The organism is Pseudomonas sp. AA-38 (genome assembly GCF_029457475.1).
Lineage (GTDB): Bacteria > Pseudomonadota > Gammaproteobacteria > Pseudomonadales > Pseudomonadaceae > Aquipseudomonas.
This window is the reverse complement of sequence record NZ_CP120359.1, coordinates 4,020,871-4,047,087: the sequence shown is the minus strand read 5'-3', so window position 1 is coordinate 4,047,087 and position 26,217 is coordinate 4,020,871. Positions and strand designations below refer to the sequence as shown.

Below are 26,217 nucleotides of genomic sequence, written 5' to 3'. Positions count from 1 at the left end.
GGAGCTTTACACATGGCTCGCATCCGCCATCTTTCCCGGCTGTGCTTTGAACTGGCGATCCTGATCGGCCTGTACCTGTTCGGTAGCTGGCTGGCTGCTCATCTGGGCTGGCCGGTTCCCGGTGGCGTCATCGGGCTTGGCCTGCTGCTGGCGGCTTTCGCCAGTGGTCGGGTCGAACCGGCGGCACTGCAACTGGGGGCGGGGTTGCTACTGGCGGAGATGCTGCTGTTCTTCATACCGGCGCTGATGAGCCTGCTCGACTATGGCAGTCTGCTGCGCACCGAGGGCTGGCGCATCCTGCTGGTGATCGGCAGCAGCACCCTGCTGGTGATGCTATTCACCGCCCTGACCGTGGAGCTGTTGTGCCGCCGGAGCCTGCGCCATGAGCCTTGAGCCCATGCCCCTGATGTGGCTGGCGCTGACCCTGGGAGCCTATGGCCTGAGCCGCTGGCTGTATCGGCGCAGTGGGCGTTATCTGCTGTCGCCACTGATCCTGGTGCCGCTGCTGTTGCTGGCGCTGGCCATTCCGCTGCACACGCGCTATGCGGAGTACATTGGCAACACCCACTGGTTGATGGTGATGCTCGGTCCTGCCACGGTCGCCTTCGCCGTGCCCATCTGGCAGCAGCGTGCGCTGCTGGCGCGGCACTGGCCGGCATTGCTCGGTGGCATGCTGGTGGGGAGCGCGGTGGCCATCCTCAGTTCCTGGTGGCTGGCTGGTGCCCTGGCCCTGGATAGCGAGGTCAGTCGCTCGCTGGTGCCGCGTTCGATCACCACGCCCTTCGCCATGCCCATCGCGCAGCGCCTCGGCGGCGTGGCCGAGCTGACGGCTATCTTCGTCATGCTCACCGGCGTTTTCGGTGCGGCAGCCGGTGGCCTGCTGCTGCGCTGGTTGCCGCTGAAGACGGCGCTGGCGCGCGGCGCGCTGCTCGGTGTTGGGGCCCACGGTGCCGGCGTGGCCAGGGCGCTGGAGGTGGGCAGCGAGGAGGGAACCGTCGCCGGGCTGGTGATGGTGCTGATGGGCTTGCTGAATTTCTTCGCCGCGCCACTGTTGCTCCTGCTTCTATAACGGCGGCGAATATCCTGCTATCGCGACGGCCCGGCGGGCCTCTGGCCTGCAAAGCCATGAAGAGGGCTGCCAGAGCGATTACCACTTCTTGGCACCACGGCTAGACTGCGGACACCACCGACCCACAACAAGACCGAGGTGTCAGCCGTGAACGCTCCGCTGCAACTGCCCGTCGTCAAGAATCAGGTTTCCGAAGCCGAATGGCGCGCCCGCGTCGACCTGGCTGCCTGCTACCGACTGATTGCGCTGTATGGCTGGGACGATCTGATCTTCACCCATATCTCGGCCAAGGTGCCGGGTACGGAAGATTTCCTGATCAATCCCTACGGCCTGATGTTTCACGAGATCACCGCCTCGAGCCTGATCAAGGTCGACCTGGCTGGCAACAAGCTGATGGACAGCCCGTTCGACATCAACCCGGCGGGCTACACCATCCACAGTGCGGTGCACGAGGTACGCCCTGATGTGGGCTGCGTGCTGCATATCCATACGGCTGCCGGCATCGCCGTGTCGGCGCAGAAGCAGGGCCTGTTGCCCTTGTCGCAGCAGTCGCTGTTCGTCCTCGCCAGCCTGGCCTACCACGGTTATGAAGGGGTGGCACTGAACCATGACGAGAAGGCGCGCCTGCAGGCCGATCTGGGCGACAAGAACTTCATGATTCTGCCCAACCATGGCTTGCTGACGGCCTTCGGCAGCATCGCCGATGCCTTTCTCGGCATGTTCGTCCTGCAACGTGCCTGCGAGATCCAGGTCATGGCCCAGAGCGGTGGCGCCGAACTCATTCATATCCCGCAGAGCGTGCTCGATGGTGCCCAGGCGATGATCGCCGGGGTGATGAAGACGCCGCAGGGCATGGGTGGCGCGCTGCCCTGGCCGGCCTTGCTGCGCAAGCTCGACCAGCAGATGCCAGGCTACGATCAGTGAGCACGCTGACGGGGATCGAGCTGAGCGCCTGGCGTGCCCAGGGCCAGACCCTGCACTTTCGCGGCCATGCCATCGGCTATTGGGTCGGCGGTGATGAGGCTGCCGAACCCCTGTTGCTGATTCACGGCTTTCCCACCGCGAGCTGGGACTGGCATCGCCTCTGGACGCCACTGACCGAGCGCTACCGGGTGATCGCCTGCGACATGCTCGGCTTCGGTTATTCCGCCAAGCCCCGTGGTCATGCCTACAGTCTGCTGGAGCAGGCCGATCTGCAGCAGGCGTTGCTGGAGCATCTGGGCGAGCGGCGGGCCTTGCACGTGCTGGCCCACGACTATGGCGACAGCGTGGCGCAGGAGCTGATTGCCCGGCATCGGGAGCAACGCCTGCACCTGGCCAGTTGCGTGTTCCTCAATGGTGGCCTGTTTCCCGAAACGCACCATCCGGTGCGGGTGCAGAAACTGCTGCTGGGGCCGCTCGGGCCCTTGATCGGTCGTCTGTTTTCGCGGCGTTCGCTGGCGCGCAGCTTTGCCCGTATCTTCGGCCCGCAGACCCAGCCCAGCGACGCCGAGCTGGATGCCCTGTGGCAATTGATCGCCCATGACAACGGCCCGGCGGTGATGCATCGGTTGATCCGCTACATGCCCGAACGTCGTCAGCAGCGTGAGCGTTGGGTGACCGCCATGCAGGCCACCGACGTGCCGATGCGGGTGATCGATGGCGCTGTCGATCCCATATCCGGGGCGCATATGGTGGCGCGGTATCGGGAGTTGATCGCCGATGCCGATACCGTCCTGCTCGAAGGCATCGGCCACTATCCGCAGCTCGAGGCACCGGCCGAGGTGCTCGAGCATTACCTGCGCTTTCGCGCTGCCATGGGCTCGCCTGCATAGCGGTTTGCTGGCCGGCAAGGCGGGCCAGGGCGAGCGCAGCGGCAGCAGCGGAGGGTGCGTCAGCGATGAAGATATTTATCGAACGACCTGCCTCGCGCGTCACTCACTAGTTCTGTCAATCACAGAAAAAGTCGAGGTGATCCATGAACAAGTTACTGTCCGCTTTTCTGCTCGGTGGGATGCTCAGCACCCTGACATTGCCGGCTCTGGCCGCTGGTGATGAAGACAACATCCGGCCGGCGCCGGCGCAGACCTTGCCGACCACACCAGGCCAGGACGATCCGACGATGCAGGGCGATGACGATGGCTCGCAGATTCCGCCGGCCGTGCCCAAGGCCGGTGGCCCCGCACGCGATGGCAACCCGGGTAACGACGGTGGTCCGGGGCGAGGCGATGGCATGGGCTCGGGTGATGATGGTGCCGACTCTGGTTCTGGCACTGGCTCTGGGTCTGGCTCCAGCTCGGGGTCTGGTTCCGGCAACTGACGGTCGAGCCGCATAAGGTCGCATTATCGGCCGTCATTCAGGTGCCCCGCACGCTCTTGTAGAGCCTGCGGGGCTGCCTGACACTCGGGACATTCGCAACCTGCCCGAGGAGCCAGCCCGATGAGCGATACCGTTCGTTTTGAAGATCAAGTGGTGATAGTCACGGGGGCGGGTGGTGGCCTGGGTCGCGCTCATGCGCTGCTGTTCGCCCGCCATGGCGCCAAGGTGGTGGTCAACGATCTCGGTGGCAGCACCCACGGCGAAGGTGCCAACGCTTCGGCCGCCGACAAGGTGGTGGAAGAGATCCGTGCCTTCGGCGGTACGGCGGTGGCCAGCCACGACTCGGTGACCGACGGCGACCGGATCGTGCAGACCGCGCTCGATCATTTCGGCCGTATCGACGTGCTGGTCAACAATGCCGGCATCCTGCGCGACAAGAGCTTCCACAAGATGGAGGATGCCGACTGGGATCTGGTCTACAAGGTTCATGTCGAAGGGGCCTACAAGACCACCCACGCCGCCTGGCCTTACTTGCGCGAGCAGAATTTCGGACGGGTGATCTTCACCTCGTCCACCTCCGGCATCTACGGCAACTTCGGCCAGAGCAACTACGGTATGGCCAAGCTCGGCCTCTATGGGCTGACCCGTACCCTGGCCATCGAAGGGCGCAAGAACAACATCCTGGTCAACGCCATCGCCCCGACTGGCGCCACCCGCATGACCGAAGGGCTGATCCCGCCGCAGGTGTTCGAGCAGCTCAAACCCGAGCTGGTCAGCCCGCTGGTGGTATACCTCGGCAGCGCTGCCTGCCAGGACAGCGGTGGCCTCTACGAGGTCGGTGGAGGCTGGATCGGCAAGGTACGCTGGGAGCGCAGCTTGGGCGTCGGCTTCGATCCCCAGGCCGGCTTCAGCCCCGCTGATGTTGCAGCGCAGTGGCAGCGTATCTGCGACTTCGACGGTGCCGCCCACCCGGCGGACAACGTCGAGGCGCTGCGGGAAATGATGGCCAACCTGCAGAAATACGCGATCTGATGCAGCGATAGGCTTAGCGCCAAGGATGGCATCCAGGCTGCGCGTCACCCTTTGCCCCCACTTTCGTCGGGTGCTGGCATCTCTGCGGGGGGCTAAGCTCGTTGCATACCTACAACAACAGGGAAGCCCCCGATGCGCCGTCTGCTGCTGTCGTTGCCCTTCGTCCTGCTCGCCGGCTGCTCCACGCCGGGGGCCTTCTTCGGTGATCTCGACGGTGAACCCTTCACCCCCCAGCAGCTCAGCGATGAGAACCGGGCCATGGTCTATCTCTACCGCCCGCGCAACGACTGGGCGGATCAGGAACTGGAGGCGCCGGCGCTGTTCATCGACAATCAGTTGATCGGCAGTCTGCCGAGCAATGGCTACCTGGCCCTGGATTTCGAGGCCGCCAACTACAAGCTGGAGATGCGCCGCCCACTGGCCGGCAGCTTCTGGACGCTGCTGGCCGACGGGCCGCTGGATTTCACCCTGATCACCAGTTTCTCCCTGGATGCCGCCGTGGGCGGCACCTACTACTTGCGCTACGACGAGGACGGCCCACCCCCCATGGGCACGGCCATGGAGGGCGGCGGCGAGGGGCCGCTGCAACTGGTCTCGGCAGAGTTGGCCGAGCGCGAGCTGCCGGTGACACGGCAGGTGCAGCCGCTGGCTCAGGTCGCTGCCAGCCAGGAAGAACCCGAGCGCCCGCAGCGCGGCTTCTGGCGATCAGTCGGCGAGGCGCTGGACAAGATCGGCATCTGAGAGGCGTAGTACCCGGCTGTTACCTGCTGCTGGGAGCGAGGGCGAATAATCAGCTCGCTCCATTCCACTTCAGGAGACGATCATGGCAGCCAAGAAGATTCTCATGCTGGTCGGCGACTACGCCGAAGACTACGAAACCATGGTGCCGTTCCAGGCCCTGCAGATGGTCGGCCACAGCGTGCATGCGGTGTGCCCAGGCAAGGCCGCCGGGCAGACGGTGCGTACCGCCATCCACGACTTCGAGGGCGAACAGACCTACAGCGAGAAGCCGGGGCACAACTTCGCGCTGAACTTCGACTTCGCCAAGGTACGCGCCGAGGATTACGACGCCCTGGTGATCCCCGGTGGCCGCGCGCCGGAATACCTGCGCCTGAATGCCGAGGTGCTGGCCCTGGTCAAGGCCTTCGCTGCCGCCGACAAACCCATTGCCGCCGTCTGTCACGGTGCCCAGCTACTGGCAGCAGCCGGCGTGCTGCAGGGGCGTGAATGCAGCGCCTATCCGGCCTGCGCGCCGGAAGTCGGCTTGGCGGGTGGCACCTATGTGGAGATCCCGGTGGATCAGGCTCATGTGCATGGCAAGCTGGTCAGTGCACCGGCCTGGCCTGCGCATCCGGCCTGGCTGGCGGCGTTTCTCAAGGTGCTGGGCACGGAAATTCGCCTGTAAACCCGTAGCCCGGACGCAATCCGGGGGCGCATGATGGGCTGGATTTCCCGGATTGCATGCGGGCTACGACAGGGAGCAGAAAGATGTGCGAACTCTATGTGAAGGCCGACCCCATCCTCTACGAATCGCGCTCACGTTCGCTGCGCATTCGTGGTGTGGTGACCACCTTGCGCCTGGAGAACCAGTTCTGGGACATCCTGCGCGAGATCGCCGAGGTCGATGGCATGACCACCAACCAGTTGATCGCCAAACTCTATGAAGAGGTGATGGATTTTCGCGGCGAGGTAGTCAACTTCGCTTCCTTCCTGCGCGTCAGTTGCACCCGTTACCTGGCGCAGAAGGCCGGCCGCCAGGTGCCGTTACGCCTGGTCGGCAGCAGCGCCTGAATCACTGATACATCCAGAAGTTCGGGTGTTCCTGCACGCTCGGCGCAACGCTTTGCTGGGTGGGGCGGTTTGACTGGAAGAAACGTCTGATCAGGCTCATGGCCGGGCTCCTGTAGGTAGGGGAAACAGGTGAGCATGATCAACGTCAGGCGTTCATAGTAAAAGTGGATTAATCCTATTTAATCGATAATTACTACCTATTTTAAGCGCCCCTTCAACGCCGAGGCAGGCGCACGCTGACCTGCAGGCCGCCTAAAGGCGAGTCCTGCAGGGCGATGCTGCCCTGATGCAGTTCCACCACTCGACGCACGATGGACAAGCCAAGCCCCGCCCCCTGGCCTTCGCCGAGGCGGAAGAAACGCTCGAACAGGCGCTCGTGCATGTCCACCGGCACGCCGGGGCCGCTGTCGTGCACCTGCAGGGTCAGCGCCTGCGCATCGCTGAGCAACTGCACCTGAATGCTGCCACCGAGCGGGGTGTACTGCACCGCATTGCTCACCAGGTTCTGCAGCAGGATGCCCAGGCTCGGCGCGTCGGCGATCAGTTGGTAGTCACCGCTGTCGCTGGCCTCCAGCACCAGATCCTGCTGGCGCTCGAGGGCCAGGGGCGTCAGTTCGGCCAGCTCGCCGCGGAGGAAGGCCAGCAGATCGAGATTGCTCATGCTCAGGCGCACGCTGTTGGGATCCAGGCGGGCCAGGGTGAGCAGTTGCGCCACCACGCGGGTGGCACGGTCGACGCCGCCGGCGAGCTGGCGCAGGGCCTCATCACGGTCGCGGGCATCCGCTGCCTCCAGGGCGTTCTGTGCGTGGATGCGCAGCACCGCCAGCGGCGTACGCAACTCGTGGGCGGCGTCGGCGATGAAGCGTTTCTCCTGATCGAGCAACTGGTTGACCTGCAGCAGCAACCGGTTCAGTGCCGCCGCCATCGGTTCCAGCTCGCCCGGCAGTGGCGGAAAGACCAGCGGCGCCAGGTTGTCCGGAGCGCGCCCGCGAATGGCCTGGGCCATGCGTTGCAGCGGGCTCAGGCCCCAGCCCACGACCAACCATAACAACAAGCCGACGATGGGCAGGCCGTACAACAAGGGCTGCAGGCTACGCCGGGCGATCTTGTCGATCAGTTCGCCGCGCACGTCCTCGCGCTCGCCAGCCAGTACCCAGTGGTTGTCACGCACATCCTGCAGAACGAACACCCGCCAGCGGTGTTCGCCAATACTCACGGTGTGGTAGCCGATCAGGTAGCGTGCCAGTTGCGTCAAGCGTTCGTGCATCGGCTGGCCTTCATCGGGCAGGGTCAGACCGAGCTGCTTGATCATGTCGTCGAGCAGCCCGGGTGGCGCACTGGCGGACTGGAACAGCACTTCGCCATCGTAGTTGAGCATCTGGAAGGCCAGCTTGCCTTCATACTCATGACCGAACAGGTTGTCCGGATTGCGCACGTTGCGCAGCAGCAAGGCTTCGTCGAGTACGGCCTGCATCTCGCGGCGCTCGTTTGCGTTCAGGTCATGGCGCACCAGCCCCATCAGCAGGCGTGCGGTCTGCGACAGTTGGGCGTCGAACAGCTCGCGTACCTCATGCACCGAGTCGTGGTAGATCTTGTGGCTGATCAGGCCGAAGCTGGCGGCCAGCATCAGCAGCAACAGAACCAGCAGGCGGGTGCGGATGGAGCCGAAGACTTTCAGCAGCCTCATTTGTCCACCAGATAGCCAACGCCGCGCACGGTGCGGATCAGCTCCGGAAAGAATTTCTTGCGTAGGTGGTGCACGTGCACTTCCAGGGCGTTGCTTTCCACTTCCTCGTCCCAGCCATAGAGCGCCTGCTGCAGCTTGTCGCGGGTCAGCACGCGGCCGGGCTGGATCAGCAACTCGTGCAGCAGAAGGAATTCCTTGCGCGGCAGGTTGAGGCTCTGGCCCTGGTATTCGACCATCTGGCTCGCCGGGTCGAGACGGATGCCACGGTATTCCAGTGCCGGTTGTGGGCGCTGGAAGCTGCGCCGCAGCAGGGCGCGCAGGCGCGCCTTGAGTTCGGCGACATCGAAGGGCTTGATCAGATAGTCGTCGGCGCCGGCATCGAGGCCAGCGATACGGTCGCTGGTGGCATCGCGCGCGGTCAGCACCAGCACCGGCACCGGGTTGGCGGCGGCGCGCAGGTGCTTGAGCACCTGCAAGCCATCCATGCGCGGCAGACCGAGGTCGAGTATGGCCAGCTCGAAGCTCTCGTGGCTCAGGGCGTGCAAGGCACTGGCGCCATCCTGCAGCCAGTCCACGGTATAGCCTTCGGGTTTCAGCGCGGTGCGAATGCCTTCGCCCAATGCCGGGTCGTCTTCGACGAGAAGAATGCGCATGGCAACTCCTGTAAGCGGTCCGAGTTAGCGGAGTTTACTCTCGACCTGCTGCAAAAGCGCCTTGGCTTCTGCACGGCGCCCCTGATCGGCCAGCTCGCGGCCAGGGCGATCCTTGGCGGCCAGGGCCTTTTCCAGCGCGGTGCGGGCTTCGTCGTAGCGTTTCTGGCGTTGCAGGAAGTCGCCGTAGAAGTAGTTCGGGTCGATGCCATCCGGGTTGATCGCCAGCGCCTGCTTGAGCATCTGCTCGGCTTTTTCGTCGTCGCCGAAACCGATCGGCCAGCCCGGAACCTGATAGTAGAGGCTGCCGAGGCTGGTGTAAGCCGAGCCGGCCAGTGCCTGCGGGTCGATGGCCAGGGCCTGTTCCAGACTGGCCTTGGCCTGCTTGACCAGGCTCAGGGCGCCGAGGCCGCCCTTGGCACCAGCCTCGGTGCTGAGGATGATGCCGCGCCAGATCAGCAACTCGGGGGCCTTGGGCTCGCTGGCCAGGGCCGCGTCGGCCTGGCTGACCAGCTTGGCGAAGGCTTCTTCACGTTGCTTTTCCGGCGTCTGGTAGTTGATCTCGGCCCAGCGGGTCTGCAACTGGTGCAACTGCGCTTCGCCGCTGGCGCTCAAGGCGAAGGCGGGCAGGGTGGTGAAGCCGAGCGTGGCGATGAGCAGGGTACGCAATGCGTTCACGAGTTTCTTCCTCAGGGTTTATGACGGGCGAAGCGTTGGATGATCGGCAATTGCTTGCGCAGAGCCTGGTCGACCACCTTGGGCAGTAGACCGTTGAGGCGTACGAACAGCCGCTCGGGCCAGCCGAGATGGCGTTCTTCCTGCTCGCGGCGAAGGGTGTCGAGCAGTTCATTGGCGACCTGTTCGGGGTCGTCCATGGCCACGCCCAACTCATCGTTCATCGCCACCACGCTGGGGGCGTTCATCGTCGTGCGGGTGGCGCGCGGAGCGAAGTAGAGAACGCGCACATGGGTATCGGCCAGTTCGCGCCGCAGGGCCTCGGAAAAACCACGCAGGGCGAACTTGCTGGCACAGTAGGCGGCGAAGCCGGGGTAGCCGATGGCGCCGAAGGTGGAGCCGACGTTGATCACCAGGGCTCGCCGTTGTGCCCGCAGCAGCGGCAGCAGGCGCTGGGTGATCTGCAGCGTGGCGGTGACGTTGAGGCCGATCAGCTCGGCGATCTGCTGTTCGTCCTGCTGGTCGAACAAGGCAAAACGGTTGACCCCGGCAGCGTTGATCAGGCAGTTCAGCCCACCGAAGTTCTGCGCAGCGGCTACCAGCACATCGCGCCCGGCACGACTGCCGATATCGGCCTGTACCAGTTGCACTTGGTCGGGGTAGCGCTGGAGCAGTTCCTGCAGGGGCTCCAGGCGTCTGCCCACCAACAGCAGATGGGCGCCCTCGCTGGCCAGGCGCTCGGCCAGGGCCAGGCCGATACCGCCACTGGCCCCGGTGAGCAAGGCACGGCAATCCGTCGGTTGCATGAGCTTACTCCTCGCCCGCTAGCGGCAGGCTGCGGAACATGTCGCCATAGAGGCGGTAGACCACCTTGGCGGTGTGCACCACGGCGGCCTTGTCATCGTCGTTGTCCAGGCGGCTCATCAGCTTCTTGAAGAACTCGATGTGATCCAGATCCAGGCTGCCGTGGGAGTTGAGGTAGCTGAAGGCCTGGCTCGGCAGGCGCAGCTTGTCCTGGATGATGCCGGCGGCCTGGGTGGCCAGGGCGATGCTGGTGCCTTCGAGGACGTTGACCATGCCGAAGAAACCCACCGGGTTGTGCCGGGCGATGTGGTCGTAGACGTAGGCCACCATCAGCTCGGTGGGCAGGCGTGGGGTGCCATGGCGTACGGCTTCCTTGTCCACACCGCAGGCGGCGATGTCATTGAGCACCCACTCCTGGTGGCCGGTTTCCTCCTCGATGTACTCGGCGATGGCTTCGCGCAGCCATTCCAGTCGTTCGGGCAGACGTGCGCCGCAGGCCATCAGCAGCGGTACGGTATGCTTGACGTGGTGATAGGCCTCGGTGAGGAAGGCGATGTAACTGTGCAGCGCCACCTGGCCGGTCATGGCCTGCTGGATGATCGGCGCGCCGAGCAAATAGTCGCGTTCGGCCTGGGTCTGCTCCAGCAGGGATTGGTAGAAACTCATGCAGGTACTCCTTCTGCCATCAACTCATCGATGGCGGCTTGGTAATGGGTGAACAGGGCTGTGCGACGCAGACGACCGTTGGCCGTGGCCAGATCGTTGCTCGCATTGAAGGGAGAATCGGCGCGCAGCCAGTGGTGCACGCGGGCGTAATCCGGCAGGCCGCGATTGACCGCGTCCACCGCTGCCTGTAGCTGCGCGTCGGGGGTATTGGGGAAGCGTGGCACCAGCACCGCGACGTTGGCCGGCAGCGCCTCGCCATGCAGCCAGGCCTGGGCGATGGGCAATTGCTGCACCAGCTCGGATTCGACCCACTCCGGGTTGACATTGCGCCCGTAGGCAGTGATGAACTGGTGCTTCTTGCGCCCATGCAGCACCAGGAAACCGTCCTCGAAATGGCCGAGGTCGCCGGTGCCCAGCCATTCGCCTTGCGGTGCCGGCTCACCGAGATAACCGAGCATGCGTGCGCCCTTGACCAGTACTTCGCCATCGTCCGCCAGCGTCACCTGCAGATGGCCGAGCGGCTTTCCGGTGCTGCCGAGGCGGCGCTGTTCGGGCGTGTTCAGGCACACCACCGAGGCGCATTCGGACAGCCCGTAGCCCTCGAAGATCGGCAGCTCCAACGCCTCGGCCCGCTCCAGCAATTGTGCAGAGACCCGCCCACCACCGACCGCGACGAAGCGCAGCGAACTCGGCAGTGGCAGGCCGCGCTCGGCGGCGCTGACCAGCGCCAGCAGCAATTGTGGCAGCAGGATCAGACTGTGCGGCTGGGCCGCTTGCAGCGCCTGCAGGAAACGCATCAGGTCGAAGCCGCTGGCGCCGCTCAGACCGACTTGCGCCATGGGCATCAGCTCCACCCGCGCCCCGGCCAGCAGCGGTGCGTAGACGCCGGCGATGTTCTCCAGCAGTGTCGCCAGCGGCAGGATGCACAGGTGGCGCTCGACGTTGCGACTGGCACTGGCCTCGACCAGGCTGCCAGCCACCGCCAGTTGCGTGACCAGATCCAGGCACACGCCCTTGGGCTGGCCGGTGGTGCCGGAGGTGTAGGTGATCTTGCAGGTATTCGGATGCAGCGTGGCCGGTTGCGCCACGTGGCGGCGATGGATTTCGCCCTCCAGGCAGACGAAGCCGGGGGCTGCGCTGCCGATCAGGCAATCGATGCCGGCGCTGTCGAGCACATGACGTCGCTGATCGGCGGAGAAGAACCCCGGCACGGGCACGCAGACCAGGCCGGCATGCAGCGCCGCCATATCCCACAGCACCCAGTCGATGCCGTTGTCCAGGGCCAGCGCCACGCGCTGCACGCCCAGGTCACGCAGGTGCCTGCCGCGGCTTGCCACCGCGTCGAGCAGTTGGGCGTAGCTCAGCGTACGTTCGCCCTCGATCAGCGCGACATGCTCGCCATATTGGGCCAGGCGCGTGAAGAAAGGCTCAGCTACAGACCACATCGGGCATCTCCTCCAGAGCATAGAGCGGTTGATGGCCGAGGCGTGGGTAGGCGCCCAGTTGCAGCAGGCGCTGATGGCCGCCATGGATATCGCCGGCCATCACCAGTGGGCGGCTGTCGTAGTAACTGCCCCAGTCGGCCAGCTCTGCGCCCATGCGCGCCGGGTCGGCCTCGCCGAGTGCGATTGGGGTCAGTCCCAGGCGCTGGAAACTGTTGAGCAGGGTCGGTGTGCCGGTGAAGGTGACCCAGCGAAAACCCAGCGCCACCAGCAGATCGGTGAGGGCGACTATCAGCAGGCGTGCGGCGCCGGGGTTGTCGGCGGCCAGGTTGCCCACTTCCACCAGTTCGCCACGGCCAGGCTCGGTGTGGCCCAGGCGTGCACCAATGGTCTTGTGGATCGGCTCGTCCAGATAGCGCTCGAGAAACAGCGAGCCATTGCCTGCGCTGCGCACACCCACCGCGCCGAGCAACTGCCCGGCTGGGTTCTCCAGGCCGAACAGACAGGGCATGAAGTGGCGGATGTGCGCGCCATGCTGCAACTCGAAGCGCTGGCGGATGAAATGCTCCAGCGCCGCGCGCCGCGCGCTGTCGGGGGAAGCCAGGTGGAGTTCGTAAGTATCCCCGCGCCCGATACGGGCCACGGGACGATCATGCTGTGCCCAGGGGAGTTCCATCGTCGGGATCTCGGTAATGAACCTGGGGCCGATTGTGCGAGGGGCTGGCTTAACGCTGTATTAAGGCTTTGCAGAATGTTTCGGGCGCTGCACTATCACGAAGGAATTTGCTCCAGCGGATAAGGTTCGCGCTGGGCAGGCCATTGCTGACAGGATCAAGATTGGGCATTCAAGGAGGAAAGATGACGCCAGCCAACGCTGACCCCAGGCTGCAACCCTTGCTCGCCGAACTGGCCGAGCTGATTCGCCAGGCGCGGCAACAAGCAGTGCGGGCCGTGGATGCGATTCAGGTGCAAACCTGCTGGGAAATCGGCCGACATATCGTCGAGTTCGAGCAAGGCGGGCAGACGCGTGCCGCCTACGGCAAGAAGTTGTTACCGACCAAGGGGCTGACGGCCGAGTTCGGCAAGGGCTTCGATGCTTCTAACCTGCGTTATATGCGTCTGTTCTACCAAGCCTTTCCAATTCGTGACGCACTGCGTCACGAATTGAGTTGGACGCACTATCGCACCCTTCTCAAGCTGGACAGCGACAGCGTGCGGCAGTGGTACATGAACGAAGCCGCCACGCAGAACTGGAGCACTCGCGCGCTGGAACGCCAGATTGGCACGCTGTATTACGAGCGCCTGCTGGCCAGTCAGGATCGCGCGGCGGTCGAGCAGGAGGCGGCGAGCAAACTGCGGGCCTTGGGCAAGAGCCCGCGTGAGTTCGTGCGCGATCCGGTGCTGCAGGGCAGCGAGCAACTTTTTGCCAGCAAGTACAAGCTGGTGCTGCCCAGCGAAGAGGAGTTACGCGCCGAGCTGGATCGAGAGCGAGCGCGCCTGGCCGAGCAACGTGGCCTGTACTGGATTGACTGAGCCTGGAGCATTACCTGCGCCTGCTGTGCCAGAGCGCCGAGCACCTGACTGGCCCGGCCCCCTTGCCTGAGCAAATTCAGCCTACCTGCGCAACCCAGTCGTTGAGGTTGTAGTAGTTGCTGATGCGCGCCACCTTGCCGTTCTTGATCTCGAAGAAGGCGCCGGCCGGCAGGACGTAGGTCTGGCCGTTGGCCGGTGGCAGGCCTTCGTCGTCGGCCAGGTACTCGCCATGCACCACGAATTCGGCAGCGGCGCGATCGCCTGCGGCGTTCTGCATGACCACGATGTCGGCCAGGCGCTCGCGGTAGCAGCGGTTCATCTTGTCCATGAAAGCGGCGAAGGTGGCCTTGCCGACCTGGCGCTCGCCCTGGTTGATGTCGTGCACCACGTCCTCGGCCAGCAGGTCGAGGAAGGTGGGCATGTCGCCGGCGTTGAAGGCGGCGTAGTAGGCCTGAACCAGTTCGGTGGCGGTCATGGCTAAGTTCCTTTCGTAGCGTGGTTAGTGGTGGAATGGCTCGCATGATAAGTTCGCGCTTTCATGCCGGCATAGCCGCCGGCGTCACCCTGCTGCTGGCGAACGACTCCAGATGGATATCGAATTGCTCCAGGGGCGGCAGATAGCGCCCCATATCGAAGACCTGGCGCATTTGCGCATCACGGTCTTCCGCGAATTCCCCTACCTCTACGACGGCAGCCTCGACTACGAGGCCGAATACCTCGACACCTACGTGCGCAGTGCCGATAGCCTGTGCGTGCTGGTACGGGACGGGGGCCGGGTGGTCGGCGCCTCCACGGCACTGCCGCTGGCCGATGAAACCGTGGAATTCCAGCAGCCGTTCCTCTCGGCGGGCTGGGACCCTGCGTGCATTTTCTACTGCGCCGAGTCGGTGGTGTTGCCGGCCTGGCGCGGCCATGGCCTGGGCGTGTGCTTCTTCGCCGAGCGCGAGGCCCATGCGCGCAAGCTGGGTCGCTTCGACTGGTGCACCTTCTGCGCCGTGCAGCGCCCGGCCGATCATCCGCGGCGGCCCGCCGACTACCAGCCGCTGGACGCCTTCTGGGCGCGCCGGGGTTATCGCCATCATCCCGAACTGCATACCCAGTACCACTGGCGCGACCTGGACGAAGCCGAGGAATCGGCCAAGCCCATGTCGTTCTGGCTCAAGGAACTCCAGTCATGATCAAGGTTGCCGCCTGCCAATATCACATCGACCTGCTGACGAGCTGGGATGCTTACGCCGAGCACCTCGCCAGGCTCTGCGAGGAGGCGGCCGGGCAGGGCGCCGAGCTGTTGCTGCTGCCGGAATATGCCGGGCTGGTGCTGACCGGGCAGTTGTCGGAAGCAGAACGCAGTGACCTGCATGGCTCCATCGCTGGCATCCAGGCGCTGCTGCCGCGCTGGTTGGAATTGTGCGAGAGCCTGGCGCGGCGGCTGCAGGTATATCTGCAACCCGGCTCGGTAGCCGTGCTGGATGATGACGGCGTCTACCGCAATCGCGCCTGGCTGTTCGGCCCCGACGGCTGCCTGGGCAGCCAGGACAAGCTGATGATGACCCGCTTCGAGCTGGAGCAATGGCAGATCGCTGCCGGCAGCGGGCTCAAGGTGTTCGACACGGCGCTGGGCAAGCTGGGCATCCTGATCTGCTACGACAACGAGTTTCCGCTGTTGGCGCGCACCTTGGCCGAAGCCGGAGTCGATCTGATCCTGGCGCCCAGTTGCACCGATACCGAGGCCGGCTTCTACCGTGTGCGCATCGGCGCCCAGGCGCGAGCGCTGGAGAACCAGATTGCAGTGCTGCAGTCGCCCACGGTGGGCCTGGCACCCTGGTCGCCCGCGCTGGACGAGAATATCGGCCTAGCCGCGCTGTACGTGCCGTCGGACTATGGCATGCCGGCCACTGGGGTGATTGCCGAGAGCGAAGCGCTGTGCCCCACGCGTAGTCACTGGCTGATCGCCGAGCTGGATCTGGCCGAGGTGCGCCGGGTGCGCGAGCAGGGTCAGGTGTTCACCCGGCGCGACTGGCCGCGGCAGTTCGACGATGGTCGGCTGGTGCTGCGTTGAACGCGCCAGAGGCATTGCCTGATTCGCCGCTGGCTGCTTATGAGCAGGCACTGGCGGGTGGTTTCGTCGCCGATGCCGCGCAGCGCCGTGCGGTCGAGGCGCTGCAGCTTTGCCACCAGGCCTTGCATCAAGGGGAATGCCCGCCCGGTGTGTACCTCTGGGGGCCGGTGGGGCGCGGCAAGACCTGGCTGATGGACAGCTTCTACAACAGCCTGTGTGTGCCAGCACGGCGTCAGCATTTCCATCACTTCATGCAGTGGGTGCATCGCCGCCAGTTCGAGTTGACCGGTAATGCCGACCCACTGCGTCTGCTGGCCGAGGAGCTGGGGCGCGAGGTGCGTGTGTTGTGCTTCGACGAGCTGTTCGTCAGCGATATCGGCGACGCCATGCTGCTCGGCCGTCTGCTCAGCCTGGTGGTGGAGCAGGGCGTGGTGCTGGTGGCCACCTCCAACCAGCCGCCGGATCAGCTTTATGCCGACGGTTTCAACCGCGAGCGTTTCCTGCCGGCCATCGCCGTGCTCGAGGCGCATATGCAGGTGGTGGCCGTGGACGGCGAGCAGGATCATCGCCTGCACCCCGGCACCGAGGTGCAGCGCTACTGGGTGCAGCAGCCGCAGGCGCTGGCCGAGTTGTTCGCTCGCTTGAGTCAGGGCCAGGTGGTCAGCCGTGAGCCGGTCGAACTGAGCCATCGGCATATCGCCAATCTGGGCAACTGCCCGGCAGCGCTGTGGTGCCGTTTCAGCGATCTATGCGAACAGCCGCTGGCCGCGCCGGACTTCATCGAACTGTGCGGGCGCTTTCCGGCCATCCTGCTTGACGGGGTACCGCGCCTGGGTGGCGAGCCACGCGAGGGGCGTATCGCCCGTGGCACCGAGGACGCTGCCGAGCGGGTCGATGCCGGGGATCGTCAACTGCCGGCGCTGGCACGCAACGACGATACGGTGCGCCGCTTCATCGCCCTGGTCGACGAGTGCTACGACCGCCGCGTACCGCTGTATATCGAGGCTGAGGTGGCGCTGGATGAGCTGTACACCCAGGGCTACCTCGAGTTTGCCTTTCGCCGTACGCTCAGCCGTTTGCGCGAGATGCAGTTGGAGCGCTTCGGCCGCTCATAGCAAGAGCATCTGCAGCTCACGGCTGACCTTGACGGTGATGCCGCCGCTGCTGGATTGCACGTCCTGGCTGGTGCCCTGCAGCGGGTTGTACAGGGTGCCACTGCCGTTGCGCGGCAGGCGCACGCTGCCTTCCTCCTGTGCCCAGAACCACCACAGCCAGCGGCCGTCGGCACGCTGCCAGGCGATGCTGAGCATGCCGGCCGGGGCGTTGGCGAAGCTCGGTGGGTTCAGCGGCGTCAGGCGTGGGCCGCTGATCTGCAGGAAGCGTTTGAGGGCCTGGTAGGCGGGTTTCTCGCTGCCATCCAGGCGCAGCAGACCGTAGTAGCGATCACGCGGTGTGGCGCGGGCATCCAGGTCGCTCAGGGTGAAGAGAAACACCCGGTCGAAATCCATCGCGCTCATCAGGGCCAGGCGCCGCAGCATGTAGTCGGCCTGGCCTTGTTCGCCGATGATCGGCTGCAGTTCCGCTGGGCCGGGGTAGCTCGACCAGCCGAACTCGGTGGCCCAGATCGGCCCGCTGCCGTACTGGCGCAGGTACTGGTTGACGGTATTGGCGTTGCTGATGAAGTCGCCCGCGCCGGGCACGTCGCCTTCCGGTTCCTGGCTGTAGGGGTGATAGGCCGTGACGCGGTCACGCTTGACGCTGCCGAGGCGCAGCAGCGCTTCGAGCATCAGCCCGCCACGCACCGGCATCTGGCTGTAGTAGGCATTGCCACCGATCACCTGGGTGGCGTCCGGGCGGGCGCTGGCCAGGGCGTTGAGGCTGCTTTCCAGCAACTGCTGGTACTGCAGCGGGTTTTCCGCTGGTTGCCAGAAGGAGGGAATGTTCTGCTCGTTCCACACCTGCCAGGCCTTGGCGTAAGGGTAGCGGCTGGCCAGGGTGGCGAAGCTGCTGGCGAACAGTTGGGCGTTGATCGGCGGGTATTGGTCGCGATTGCTCACGCCGCTGGGTGCGGAGGTGGCGAAGGGCGCCGAGCCCACCAGATAGATCAGCGGCTTGAGTTGCTCTTGCTCGACCACCTGCATCACGCGGTCGACCTCCGCCCATTGCCATTGCCCGGGGGCGGGCTCCAGACGATCCCAGTGCAGGCCCATGCGAATCCACTGCAGCTCCAGCTCCTTGAGCTTGGCGATCTGCTGGCGATAGGCCGCTTCGGGAAACCAGGGCAATTGCACGTTGAGGCCGAGAAAGTCGGCCCAGGCTACCGTGCGCGGTGCTTTCATCGAATAGGAAGGGCCGGCCTGGGCGGCAAAGGCGACGCCTGCGGCCAGCAGGAGGGTGGCGAATCCTTTGTACAGGTAGTGGAACATGGCTGCTCCCCCTTGCAGGGTGATCGGAGTAGCAGCATAGGAGCGGCAGGCTGGCGCTGATGTGCGCTGGGTCTGCTTGCGGATGGAGGGCAGCGATCAGGCGACTGACGGTTTGATGGCGTTTTGCTGCGCCTGGATATTGGCGTTTTGCTGCTGCACTTGGCAGCGCCAGGCCGCGAACGACGGTTTGCCAATGGAGGCAAACCGTCGTCTTGGCGAGCCATCAGCCAGCCAGATACTGTTCGGTGGCGAGCACCGTGGCGTAGGCGAACGCCAGCGCCGCCATATTGGCTGCATGCACCTGGGCGGCGGGGATCGTGCTGCCCTCGAAGGCTTGGTCGTGGGTGGCGCAGGCATCGTGAATGACGGTGGTGGCGTAGCCGAAGTCGGCGCTGGCGCGTGCGGCGGCGGCGATGCACATGTGGCTCATGGCGCCCACCAGAATCACCTGTTCGATGCTGGCGGCATCCAGTTGCGCTTTCAGATCGGTGCCAAGGAAGGCGTTGACCTTGTGCTTGAGCACCATGGCTTCGCCTACCTGCGGCAGCACGCTGGCATGCAGACGCGCGCCATCGCTGCCGGGGGCGAAGAAGGGCGCGTCGTCGCTCTCGAACTCATGGCGAACGTGAATCACCGTATCGCCTGCCGCGCGAGCCGCTTCGAGCACGCGTGCGGCGTTGCTGGCGGCGCTGTCCATGCCCGCCAGGGGCCACTTGCCACCTGCAAAATAATCGTTCTGGATATCGATAAGGATCAGGGCACGCTTGCTCATGGGACTCTCCGTGGGATGATGTGCGCCCACCTTAGCGCTGCAGTGCTGAGGCGAGGATGGGCGAGGCCGACAATCTGCGGGGAAAAACTGACAATGAGCGAGCGTTGCCTGGAGATCGGGCTGTTGCTGTATCCCGGTGTGCAACTGGCGGCGGTTCATGGCCTGGGCGATCTGTTCGCCGTGGCCAACCGCATGGTTGCCGAGCAGCAGCGGCAGGGACTGCCGAGCTTGCGCATCAGTCACTGGCAGGCGGATGCAACGGGCGCTCTGGTACGCGTGTTCGACAGCCAGCCGCAGGCCGTCGGGGCGCCGCAGGTGGTGATTCTGCCGCCCTGCCTGGGCGGCGATGCCGAGCAACCGCTGGCGGCCTGTTATGGCGACTGGTTACGCCAGCAGCATGGCGTAGGGGTGACCTTGGCCTCGGTCTGCGCTGGTGCCTTCCCGCTGGCGCATGCCGGCCTGCTCGATGGGCGCAGGGTGACCACGCACTGGGCGCTGGCGGCGCAACTGGCGGCGCGCTTCCCGCAGGTGCAGGTGCTACCGGAGCGCATGGTGGTCGATGACGGCGACCTGATCACAGCGGGTGGCCTGATGGCCTGGACCGACCTGGGCCTGGCCCTGGTGACGCGCCTGCTGGGGCCGACCGTCGCCGCGGAAACCGCGCGTTTTCTGGTGGTGGATCTGAACCGGGAGTCACAGCGGCACTTCAGCCATTTCGTGCCCAGCTTCGACCATGGCGATGCCGCCGTGCTGGCGGTGCAGCACTGGCTGCAGGGCGAGGCCAGCGCCGAAGCGGTGCTGGCGGACATGGCCGCGCGTGCCGGCCTGGGCGAGCGTACCTTTCTGCGACGTTTTCGTGCTGCCACCGGGCTGAAACCCACCGAGTACTGCCAGCAGTTGCGCGTGACCAAGGCCCGTGAGCTGCTTGAGTTCACTCGCCAGAGCATCGATCAGGTGGCCTGGCAGGTGGGCTATCGCGACAGTGGTGCTTTTCGCAAGGTGTTCGCCCGCCTGGTAGGCCTATCGCCAGGCGACTATCGTCGGCGCTTCGGCACCGCCGCGCGTTAGCAGGCTGTTGAAAAACTACCTCGGCTTTGGCTTCTTGCGTCGCTCTACCTCCTGCATCCATGCAGTCGTCGCCTAGGTTTTTCAACGGCCTGTTAGACCGACTCTTCCGCCGCTTTGCCCGCCGGGTTCTGCCGGGTGGGCATGGCGAGTATCTCCGGCAGCACTTCGCGAGCGAATACGGCATGCAGGCGGCGCAGTTCGGCCAGCGGGTCGCGGTGGTGATCGACGCGGATGTCCCAGAGCGGGTATTGCTCCTGATCGACTATGTAGATCACCGCGGACGACTCGCCATGACGATCGCCACCGCAGTGATCGCCAGCGGCCAGCGCCTCGATCAGGCGGTCGATCAGCGGGCGCTGCTCTTCGCGGCAAAAGGCCTCGGCCACGGCGTCCAGCACCTGCGGCCCGACCAGGCGATTGCCCTGCACGGAAAACTGCTCGCCGCTCAGTGAGCCGGCCCAGGGAATGCAGCGCTCACCCGTCCAGCAGACGGTATCGCCACGGGCATCGATCAGCGCACATTGGCGCAGTGCCATGCAGGGATCGGTGTCGTGCAAACGCGCCAGCGCCTCGGCGGCCGAAAGCCCCTGGCGCAGCAGTTGCAGGCCATCCAGGCCGAGATAGGGATTGACCTGTGCCTGGGTCGCCACCGCGCCCACGCCGGCAGCGGCATGGCTGAGCAGCTTGCCCACCGCCGGCATGGCCGTGGCAGCGGCAACGCCGAATTGTCCGCTACGCGGGCAGCGGGCGATAAGGGAAAAGGTCATGACGGCTCCTCGGCGATTTTCAGCTTAGGCCAGGCCGGGACGGGTATCGTTCCGCTTGGTTGGTTTTGCCTGATCAGGCAGGGCAGCGTCTAATGCGCGCAGTCCAACGCATGCAATCAGGAGTACCGCCATGATCCTTGGCAAACCGCTCGCCGACTGGTGTGCGGAATATCCGCTGCTCGACGAGCTGATCGCCCTGCGCGAAACCAGTTGGTTCAACCCTGTCGTGGCGCCTGCGGTCGAGGCGCTGGCCGACGTCGGCCTGAGCGCGGCCGATGTGGTCGAGGCCAGCGCCCGGCTGGCACGTTTCGCACCCTATCTGGCCCGGGTATTCCCGCAGACGGCCGGCAGTGGCGGCATCATCGAGTCGGATATTCTGCCCTTGCCGCAGATGCAGGCGCTGCTGTGTGAAGAGGCCGAAGGCGAGATCGGCACGCTGTGGCTCAAGCGCGACAGCCATCTGCCCATCTCCGGTTCGATCAAGGCCCGTGGCGGTATCTACGAGGTGCTCAAGCATGCCGAGGATCTGGCGCTGGCGGCCGGGCTGATCAGCCTCGACGACGATTATGCCTGCCTCGACAGCGACGCGATGCGCGCCTTCTTCAGCGGTTATCAGGTAGCGGTCGGCTCTACCGGCAATCTTGGCCTGTCCATCGGCATCATCAGCGCGCGCCTGGGCTTTCAGGCCACGGTGCACATGTCCGCCGATGCCCGCGAGTGGAAGAAGGACAAGCTGCGCGAGCATGGCGTGACGGTGGTCGAGTACGCCAGCGACTACAGCGTCGCGGTGGAGCAGGGACGGCGCCAGGCCGAGGCTGATTTGCGGTGCCACTTCGTCGACGACGAGAACTCCAGGCACCTGTTTCTCGGCTACGCAGTGGCCGGCGAGCGCCTCAAGCAGCAACTGGCGGCGGCCGGCGTCGTGGTCGATGCCGAGCATCCGTTGTTCGTCTACCTGCCCTGTGGCGTCGGCGGCGGGCCAGGTGGTGTGGCCTTCGGGCTCAAGCTGGCGTTTGGCGATGCAGTGCATTGCCTGTTCGCCGAGCCGACGCACTCGCCCTGCATGCTGCTCGGCGTGCATACGGGCCGGCACGACGAACTGGCGGTGCAGGACTTCGGCATCGACAACCGTACTGCCGCAGACGGTCTGGCGGTCGGCCGTCCATCCGGCTTCGTCGGCCGCGCCATGCAGCGGCTGATCGATGGCTACTACACTGTCAGTGATGAACAAATGTTCCGTTATCTGGCACTACTGGAGCGCAGCGAGGGCCAGCGTCTGGAGCCTTCGGCCCTGGCCGGCATGCCCGGTGTCTTGCGTGTTCTGGCCGAGCAGCAGGGCTATCGCCAGCGCATGGGCCTGACGCCGCAGCGTCTGGCGCGGGCGACCCATCTGGTCTGGGCCACGGGCGGCAGCATGGTGCCGCAGGCAGAGATGGACGGTTACCTGGCGCGTGGTCGACAGCTATTGCCTTGAGTGCCCCTGCAAAGGTACGAGCCCGGCTCTAGAGCGGGTTCGTGAAGCGCCGAGGCTTGCGCCGGGGGCTCAGTCCTGCGGTGCTACGGGCTTGTACGCCTCACCAGAAGGTGCTTCGGGCACGCGGTCACAGAGCTGTGCGGCAGGCATGCCGAGCCAGGCGCCCTGAGAGTAGTCGATGCCCAGGTGCAGAACACGCTCTTGCACCGAGCGTGAATGCACGAACTCGGCGACTATCTGCATGCGCAACTTGCGGGCGAACTGGACGATGCCGCGGGTGATGGTGCGGGCGTTGGCGTCGTTGTCCAGATTGTGGATCAGGCTGCCGTCGATCTTGATGATGTCGGCGCCCAGGCGTAGCAAATGCTCGAAGTTGGAGTAACCCGCGCCGAAGTCGTCGATGGCTACTCTGGCACCGAAGGTTTTCACATCGTCGATGAAGGACTTGACCTCGTCATAGTTCTTGATGCCTTCGGATTCGAGAATCTCGAAGATCACTCGGGGGCCTATGCCGGTCTCCTTCAGGCGCGTCCTGATGAAACTGATGGTGGCAGGGTCGGTGAGGTCTTCATAGGACAGGTTGAGGGAGAAATCGAAGGGTTCGTCGCGGAACTGAGCGAAACTCTTGTCCACCATGATCCGGGTAATCTGGCCATAGATGCGCAGCTTCTTGGCAATGTCCAGGAACAGGCCCGGGCTCACCGCTTGGCCCTGCTCGTTTATCAGACGCACCAGGCACTCGAACTTCTCCACCTTCCCGCTGTGGTTGTTGAGGATCGGCTGGAAGAAGGGCACGACACGGTCTTCCTGCAGCCCGGCTCTGAGCAGGGAGGCCCAGAGCAGATTGTGCTCGTATTCTTCCCTGACCCTGAGCGCGGGATCATAGACGCCGAAATGCCTGTGCTGGCGCCTGGCGAGCTTGAGCGCGATATTGGCGCAGGACAGCAGCTCTGCGCCATTGGCCGTGTGCGGGCCGCGGGCACTGGTGGCAGCGCCCTGGGTCACTGAAATGCCGAATTCCTGGCCGTCCCAACGAAATACCTGGGTGCCCGCGAAGGCCGCCAGCGCTGCCATGCGTGCCTCCAGATCATCCGGATCCAGGGGGACAGGGAAGCGCACGGCGAACTCGTCGGCAGGCATCTTGTAGAGCACGCAGTCCGACCAGGCCGACTCGCGGGCGACGAACGCGCTCAGGGCCTCGGCCAGTTCGCGCAGCAGGTTGTCGCCACACTGGTGACCGTAGAAGTCGTTGATTTCCTTGAAGGCGTCGATGTTGACCAGAATGAGGCTCTCGCGGCCCGGCACGTGCGTGTCGTGCAACAGTTTCGCGCGATTCTCGAGCTGGGTCAGTGCATCGGTGTAGAGGGCCTGGAGCAGGCGCATGATGGTGGCGACTATGTACAGAATGACCATCGACAGCACGAGCAGCACGATGCCCGTGGCGATGGCGATGCGCAGATTGCTCTGCCGCATGGGGGTTAGCACGGAGTCGATTTCGTCTTGCGGCACGCCGATACCGAAGGTCATGTTGGCCCGTGTCTTGGAAACGAACAGCCTGTAGTCGCGCCCTTCTATCGATAGCTTGTGTACCATCACCGGTACGCGAAAACGCCCGGAAGAGGAGATTTCCGGCGCGGCGGCTGGCGAGGAGAAGTAATCGTTGGACAGCGAGTCCATGATCGCCTGGCTGGTATCGGCGTTCTTGCCCATGGTGAGGCTGGACAGTTTGCGATCGTTGCCATCGATGAAGAAGGCAAAGCTGCTCTGCGTCACATCCACCGAGCGCACCAGGCGCATGATGTCATCGTTGCGCCAGGTGGTGCTGGCGAGGCCGATGAACTTGCCTTGATCGTCATACATGCAGGTCGTGACCGCCAGCATGGCATTCTCGGCGATGGGGTCGTAGTAGGCCGGTGTCCAATGAAAGCTCTGCGGGCAAGGGGCATTCTGTTCGGTCGGCAGGGCCGTTTTGTACCAGTCCTGCTCCATGTAAGGGGAGGACTCGTCGTTGTACCTGGGGTCGATGGCGACGGCATTCTTGTCCCAATGGGCGAACAGGGCGAACGCACGCTGCCTGGGCGTATAGGTGAAGGGTGTGAACCAGATGCCGCCGCCGTAGGCTTCGGGAAAGTTGCGCACGCGTTCGATCAGGGCGCGCTCGAACGTCTGCGTGTTGCTGGCGCCCTTGTGCCGCTGGCGATAGAAAAGCTCACCCAGGCGCGCCAGTGCGCTGGTATGCATCTCCAGCAGTTTGTGCTGGCTGTCGATGCGGTCGAGGTTGGCGTGAAAGGTATCCTCGATCTGGCGCATCCTCAGGGCTGACATGGCTTCTTGCGAGTAGCTCAGGTTCAACCAGGACATCAGGCCCATGCCGGACATGAACAGGGTCACCAACAGCAGCAGGATGGCCATGATCAGCTTTTTCAGGGACTTCATGTCCCCCCGGTCGCCAATTGCTGATGGCACGCGTATCCAGCGCATCAGGCCGGCCAGGCGATTGGCGTTCATGGTCGGCGCTCCAGCCTCTGGTTCAGGCGCTCGCGGGCAGCTTCGAGTTGCTCGGGAGTGAGGGCCTGGGCGACATCGTCACGTAGCGACCTCGCGCTAGCGTTTCCACCGGCCGTGGCGAGGCTTAGCCAATAGAAGGCTTCCGCGTCGTCTTGCTGCACGCCTTCACCTTTGGCGTAGAGTGTTCCCAGGCGGCTTTGCGCCTGCGCCAGACCATTCTCCGCTGCCTTGCGCAACCAGCGCCGTGCGGCGTCGGCGTCGGCAGCACCGCCTAGGCCCTTCTCGTATAGCTCGGCGAGGAGCATCTGAGCCTTGGTATTACCCTCCTGTGCGGCTGCCAGGAAGCGTTGCCTGGCCTTGTCGGAGGCTTGCGGAACTCCATCGCCTCGGTAATGCATCAGGCCGGCGCGGTAATTCGCTTCGGCCAGTCCGTGATCGCCTGCGGTTTCAAACCATTTCAATGCTTGGCCGGCATCCTTGGGCAGGCCCTTGCCTTCCAGATACAACAAGCCGAGGTGCAGCTCGGCTTCTGGCAAACCCTGGGCCACGGCCTTGCGCGTCCATTCGAGCGACTCCAGGGGGCGCTGTAGTACCTGGGCGATGGCGGCCATGTTGTATTGGGCTCTGGCATCGCCTGCCTGGGCCGGGTCGCGACAGACTCGCTCGGCTTCGCGGTAGTTGGCGATGGAGAACAGCAAATAGCAGTTCTGCAGCTCTTTCGACGAGGCAGGCGCTGCTTTGGGTGCCTCGGGCGCTGGCGTGCGCGGACTGGGTGTTTCGACGTTGCCGGCCTGCGCAGGCAGGCGTGCGGCAAAGTCGGCGACGACGGCTGGGCAAGCGATGCCGTAGCCGCTCCTGAGCTTTCTCAGATTAGCCGGGTTCAGCGCTCTGCCCTGGTAGCGCCTGGCGATCACTGCGCAACGCTTTTCCCGTTCCTCGCTGACCAGCTTGAGGTACTCGGCGCGGCTCGGGTCAGTGCGGTAGCGCACGAGATAGTCCGCCAGTGGGTCGATATAGGGCTGATCCAGCAGTGCCTGATACTCGCTGTGAGCAAGGCCAGTCTTGGCCTCCTGGTTTGAGGTCTCGGCCTCTGGCTTGGTGGCGCAGCCCGAGAGCAGCAGAGCGGCCGCGAATGCGGCGAATGCCGCCAGGCGTCTCACGCCCCCGGCCAGGGCCTCGTCTGTCTGTCCGCTCGCATGCAGAGCGGGGCTGTGGGCTCTATTGGTTGCTGCCAATTCAAGGGTCATGCTGATGCTCTTTGGTTCCGCTCGAGGCCCCTGCAGGGGGCCTGCTGGGGGCGAAGAGATTGATCAGGGCTGGCAGGACAACCGCCTATCCATTGCCCTGCAGGTATCTCGATGAACGATGTATGGGCAGGCTTTCAGGGAGCGCTCGATATCTTGCAAGCCGCTCCAGGGAAGCAGATTGGCGCTCGATCTTTGCTCCCCATGGCCTGGGGAGACGCTAGCGAAAGGCTTGCTGGGCCTGAGATCGG

At 64.6% G+C, this 26,217-nt stretch carries 28 protein-coding genes; 15 read left to right on the top strand and 13 right to left on the bottom strand.

All coding sequences use genetic code 11. The features are described 5' to 3' along the window. Window positions 1-12 precede the first annotated feature (12 nt). From PVE35_RS18660 to PVE35_RS18620, 9 genes are all read left to right on the top strand, one after another. Window positions 13-393 (top strand): CidA/LrgA family protein, encoded by a 381-nt coding sequence (locus PVE35_RS18660; RefSeq protein ID WP_277372650.1) that lies wholly within the window; start codon window positions 13-15, stop codon window positions 391-393. Beyond that, on the top strand, window positions 383-1,069 hold the full coding sequence (locus PVE35_RS18655) for an LrgB family protein (RefSeq protein ID WP_268178609.1): 687 nt from the start codon (window positions 383-385) through the stop codon (window positions 1,067-1,069). Before PVE35_RS18660 ends, PVE35_RS18655 begins: the two co-directional genes overlap by 11 nt. 147 nt (window positions 1,070-1,216) lie before the next feature. Then, window positions 1,217-1,993 carry a class II aldolase/adducin family protein gene (locus tag PVE35_RS18650; protein WP_277372649.1) on the top strand — a complete coding sequence of 259 codons (777 nt, stop codon included), beginning with the start codon at window positions 1,217-1,219 and terminating at the stop codon, window positions 1,991-1,993. Further along, window positions 1,990-2,883, top strand: a complete 894-nt coding sequence (locus tag PVE35_RS18645) for an alpha/beta hydrolase (protein WP_277372648.1) — start codon at window positions 1,990-1,992, stop codon at window positions 2,881-2,883. Before PVE35_RS18650 ends, PVE35_RS18645 begins: the two co-directional genes overlap by 4 nt. 143 nt (window positions 2,884-3,026) lie before the next feature. Continuing rightward, window positions 3,027-3,368, top strand: a complete 342-nt coding sequence (locus PVE35_RS18640; protein WP_268178606.1) for a hypothetical protein — start codon at window positions 3,027-3,029, stop codon at window positions 3,366-3,368. A 120-nt stretch (window positions 3,369-3,488) separates the two neighbouring features. Beyond that, window positions 3,489-4,400, top strand: coding sequence for an SDR family oxidoreductase (locus PVE35_RS18635; protein ID WP_268178605.1), 912 nt, complete (start codon window positions 3,489-3,491; stop codon window positions 4,398-4,400). 132 nt (window positions 4,401-4,532) lie between these two features. Next, entirely contained in the window at window positions 4,533-5,141 is a 609-nt protein-coding gene (locus tag PVE35_RS18630) for a DUF2846 domain-containing protein (RefSeq protein WP_268178604.1), read from the top strand. Window positions 5,142-5,220: 79 nt separating this feature from the next. Continuing rightward, window positions 5,221-5,805 (top strand): DJ-1/PfpI family protein, encoded by a 585-nt coding sequence (locus PVE35_RS18625; protein WP_277374907.1) that lies wholly within the window; start codon window positions 5,221-5,223, stop codon window positions 5,803-5,805. Between the two features lie 83 nt (window positions 5,806-5,888). Continuing rightward, a complete protein-coding gene (locus tag PVE35_RS18620) occupies window positions 5,889-6,191 on the top strand; it encodes a ribbon-helix-helix domain-containing protein (RefSeq protein WP_277372647.1) in 303 nt (100 codons plus the stop codon). Between the two features lie 214 nt (window positions 6,192-6,405). On the opposite strand, the gene PVE35_RS18615 is transcribed toward PVE35_RS18620, so the two are convergent. From PVE35_RS18615 to PVE35_RS18585, 7 genes are read right to left on the bottom strand one after another with little or no spacing between them, the layout of a single operon-like run. Continuing rightward, a complete protein-coding gene (locus PVE35_RS18615; RefSeq protein WP_277372646.1) occupies window positions 6,406-7,878 on the bottom strand; it encodes an ATP-binding protein in 1,473 nt (490 codons plus the stop codon). Then, the gene (locus PVE35_RS18610) at window positions 7,875-8,531 is read right to left on the bottom strand and encodes a response regulator transcription factor (protein ID WP_268178601.1); all 657 of its coding nucleotides are present in this window, start codon (window positions 8,529-8,531) and stop codon (window positions 7,875-7,877) included. The genes PVE35_RS18615 and PVE35_RS18610 overlap by 4 nt, the downstream gene beginning before the upstream one ends. Before the next feature lie 24 nt (window positions 8,532-8,555). Continuing rightward, window positions 8,556-9,206, bottom strand: a complete 651-nt coding sequence (locus PVE35_RS18605) for a tetratricopeptide repeat protein (protein WP_277372645.1) — start codon at window positions 9,204-9,206, stop codon at window positions 8,556-8,558. Between the two features lie 11 nt (window positions 9,207-9,217). Next, a complete protein-coding gene (locus tag PVE35_RS18600; protein ID WP_268178599.1) occupies window positions 9,218-10,009 on the bottom strand; it encodes an SDR family oxidoreductase in 792 nt (263 codons plus the stop codon). A 4-nt stretch (window positions 10,010-10,013) separates the two neighbouring features. Continuing rightward, a complete protein-coding gene (locus PVE35_RS18595; RefSeq protein ID WP_277372644.1) occupies window positions 10,014-10,673 on the bottom strand; it encodes an iron-containing redox enzyme family protein in 660 nt (219 codons plus the stop codon). Next, window positions 10,670-12,118 carry an AMP-binding protein gene (locus tag PVE35_RS18590; protein ID WP_277372643.1) on the bottom strand — a complete coding sequence of 483 codons (1,449 nt, stop codon included), beginning with the start codon at window positions 12,116-12,118 and terminating at the stop codon, window positions 10,670-10,672. The genes PVE35_RS18595 and PVE35_RS18590 overlap by 4 nt, the downstream gene beginning before the upstream one ends. Beyond that, a complete protein-coding gene (locus tag PVE35_RS18585) occupies window positions 12,102-12,791 on the bottom strand; it encodes a thermostable hemolysin (protein WP_268178596.1) in 690 nt (229 codons plus the stop codon). Before PVE35_RS18585 ends, PVE35_RS18590 begins: the two co-directional genes overlap by 17 nt. A 182-nt stretch (window positions 12,792-12,973) precedes the next feature. Here PVE35_RS18585 and PVE35_RS18580 point away from each other — a divergent pair, with 182 nt between their 5' ends. After that, window positions 12,974-13,648, top strand: coding sequence for a DUF1016 N-terminal domain-containing protein (locus PVE35_RS18580; protein ID WP_277372642.1), 675 nt, complete (start codon window positions 12,974-12,976; stop codon window positions 13,646-13,648). Window positions 13,649-13,724: 76 nt separating this feature from the next. Here PVE35_RS18580 and PVE35_RS18575 read toward each other — a convergent pair whose 3' ends face one another. Then, complete coding sequence (locus PVE35_RS18575; RefSeq protein WP_277372641.1) at window positions 13,725-14,123, bottom strand: nuclear transport factor 2 family protein; 399 nt, start codon at window positions 14,121-14,123, stop codon at window positions 13,725-13,727. A gap of 112 nt (window positions 14,124-14,235) precedes the next feature. On the opposite strand from PVE35_RS18575, the gene PVE35_RS18570 reads away from it, so the two are divergent. The 3 genes from PVE35_RS18570 to zapE are packed head-to-tail and all read left to right on the top strand — an operon-like array spanning window position 14,236 to window position 16,822. Continuing rightward, complete coding sequence (locus PVE35_RS18570) at window positions 14,236-14,826, top strand: GNAT family N-acetyltransferase (protein WP_277372640.1); 591 nt, start codon at window positions 14,236-14,238, stop codon at window positions 14,824-14,826. Next, a complete protein-coding gene (locus PVE35_RS18565) occupies window positions 14,823-15,707 on the top strand; it encodes a carbon-nitrogen hydrolase family protein (protein WP_277372639.1) in 885 nt (294 codons plus the stop codon). The genes PVE35_RS18570 and PVE35_RS18565 overlap by 4 nt, the downstream gene beginning before the upstream one ends. Beyond that, the gene (gene zapE, locus PVE35_RS18560) at window positions 15,704-16,822 is read left to right on the top strand and encodes a cell division protein ZapE (RefSeq protein WP_277372638.1); all 1,119 of its coding nucleotides are present in this window, start codon (window positions 15,704-15,706) and stop codon (window positions 16,820-16,822) included. Before PVE35_RS18565 ends, zapE begins: the two co-directional genes overlap by 4 nt. Here zapE and PVE35_RS18555 read toward each other — a convergent pair. Beyond that, window positions 16,817-18,133 (bottom strand): beta-galactosidase, encoded by a 1,317-nt coding sequence (locus tag PVE35_RS18555; protein ID WP_277372637.1) that lies wholly within the window; start codon window positions 18,131-18,133, stop codon window positions 16,817-16,819. The genes zapE and PVE35_RS18555 overlap by 6 nt on opposite strands. A gap of 223 nt (window positions 18,134-18,356) precedes the next feature. Then, on the bottom strand, window positions 18,357-18,905 hold the full coding sequence (locus PVE35_RS18550) for a cysteine hydrolase family protein (protein ID WP_277372636.1): 549 nt from the start codon (window positions 18,903-18,905) through the stop codon (window positions 18,357-18,359). A 93-nt stretch (window positions 18,906-18,998) separates the two neighbouring features. On the opposite strand from PVE35_RS18550, the gene PVE35_RS18545 reads away from it, so the two are divergent. Further along, window positions 18,999-19,973, top strand: a complete 975-nt coding sequence (locus tag PVE35_RS18545; protein ID WP_277372635.1) for a GlxA family transcriptional regulator — start codon at window positions 18,999-19,001, stop codon at window positions 19,971-19,973. Between the two features lie 92 nt (window positions 19,974-20,065). Here the strand turns inward: PVE35_RS18545 and PVE35_RS18540 are convergent, their stop codons facing one another. Continuing rightward, window positions 20,066-20,740: a DUF1028 domain-containing protein gene (locus tag PVE35_RS18540; RefSeq protein ID WP_277372634.1), complete on the bottom strand. Its 675-nt coding sequence runs from the start codon at window positions 20,738-20,740 to the stop codon at window positions 20,066-20,068. Between the two features lie 130 nt (window positions 20,741-20,870). On the opposite strand from PVE35_RS18540, the gene dsdA reads away from it, so the two are divergent. Beyond that, window positions 20,871-22,214, top strand: a complete 1,344-nt coding sequence (dsdA, locus tag PVE35_RS18535) for a D-serine ammonia-lyase (RefSeq protein ID WP_277372633.1) — start codon at window positions 20,871-20,873, stop codon at window positions 22,212-22,214. A gap of 69 nt (window positions 22,215-22,283) precedes the next feature. Here dsdA and PVE35_RS18530 read toward each other — a convergent pair whose 3' ends face one another. Continuing rightward, window positions 22,284-24,722, bottom strand: a complete 2,439-nt coding sequence (locus PVE35_RS18530) for an EAL domain-containing protein (RefSeq protein ID WP_277372632.1) — start codon at window positions 24,720-24,722, stop codon at window positions 22,284-22,286. Next, window positions 24,719-25,969, bottom strand: a complete 1,251-nt coding sequence (locus PVE35_RS18525) for a tetratricopeptide repeat protein (protein WP_277372631.1) — start codon at window positions 25,967-25,969, stop codon at window positions 24,719-24,721. The genes PVE35_RS18530 and PVE35_RS18525 overlap by 4 nt, the downstream gene beginning before the upstream one ends. Window positions 25,970-26,217: the final 248 nt, after the last annotated feature.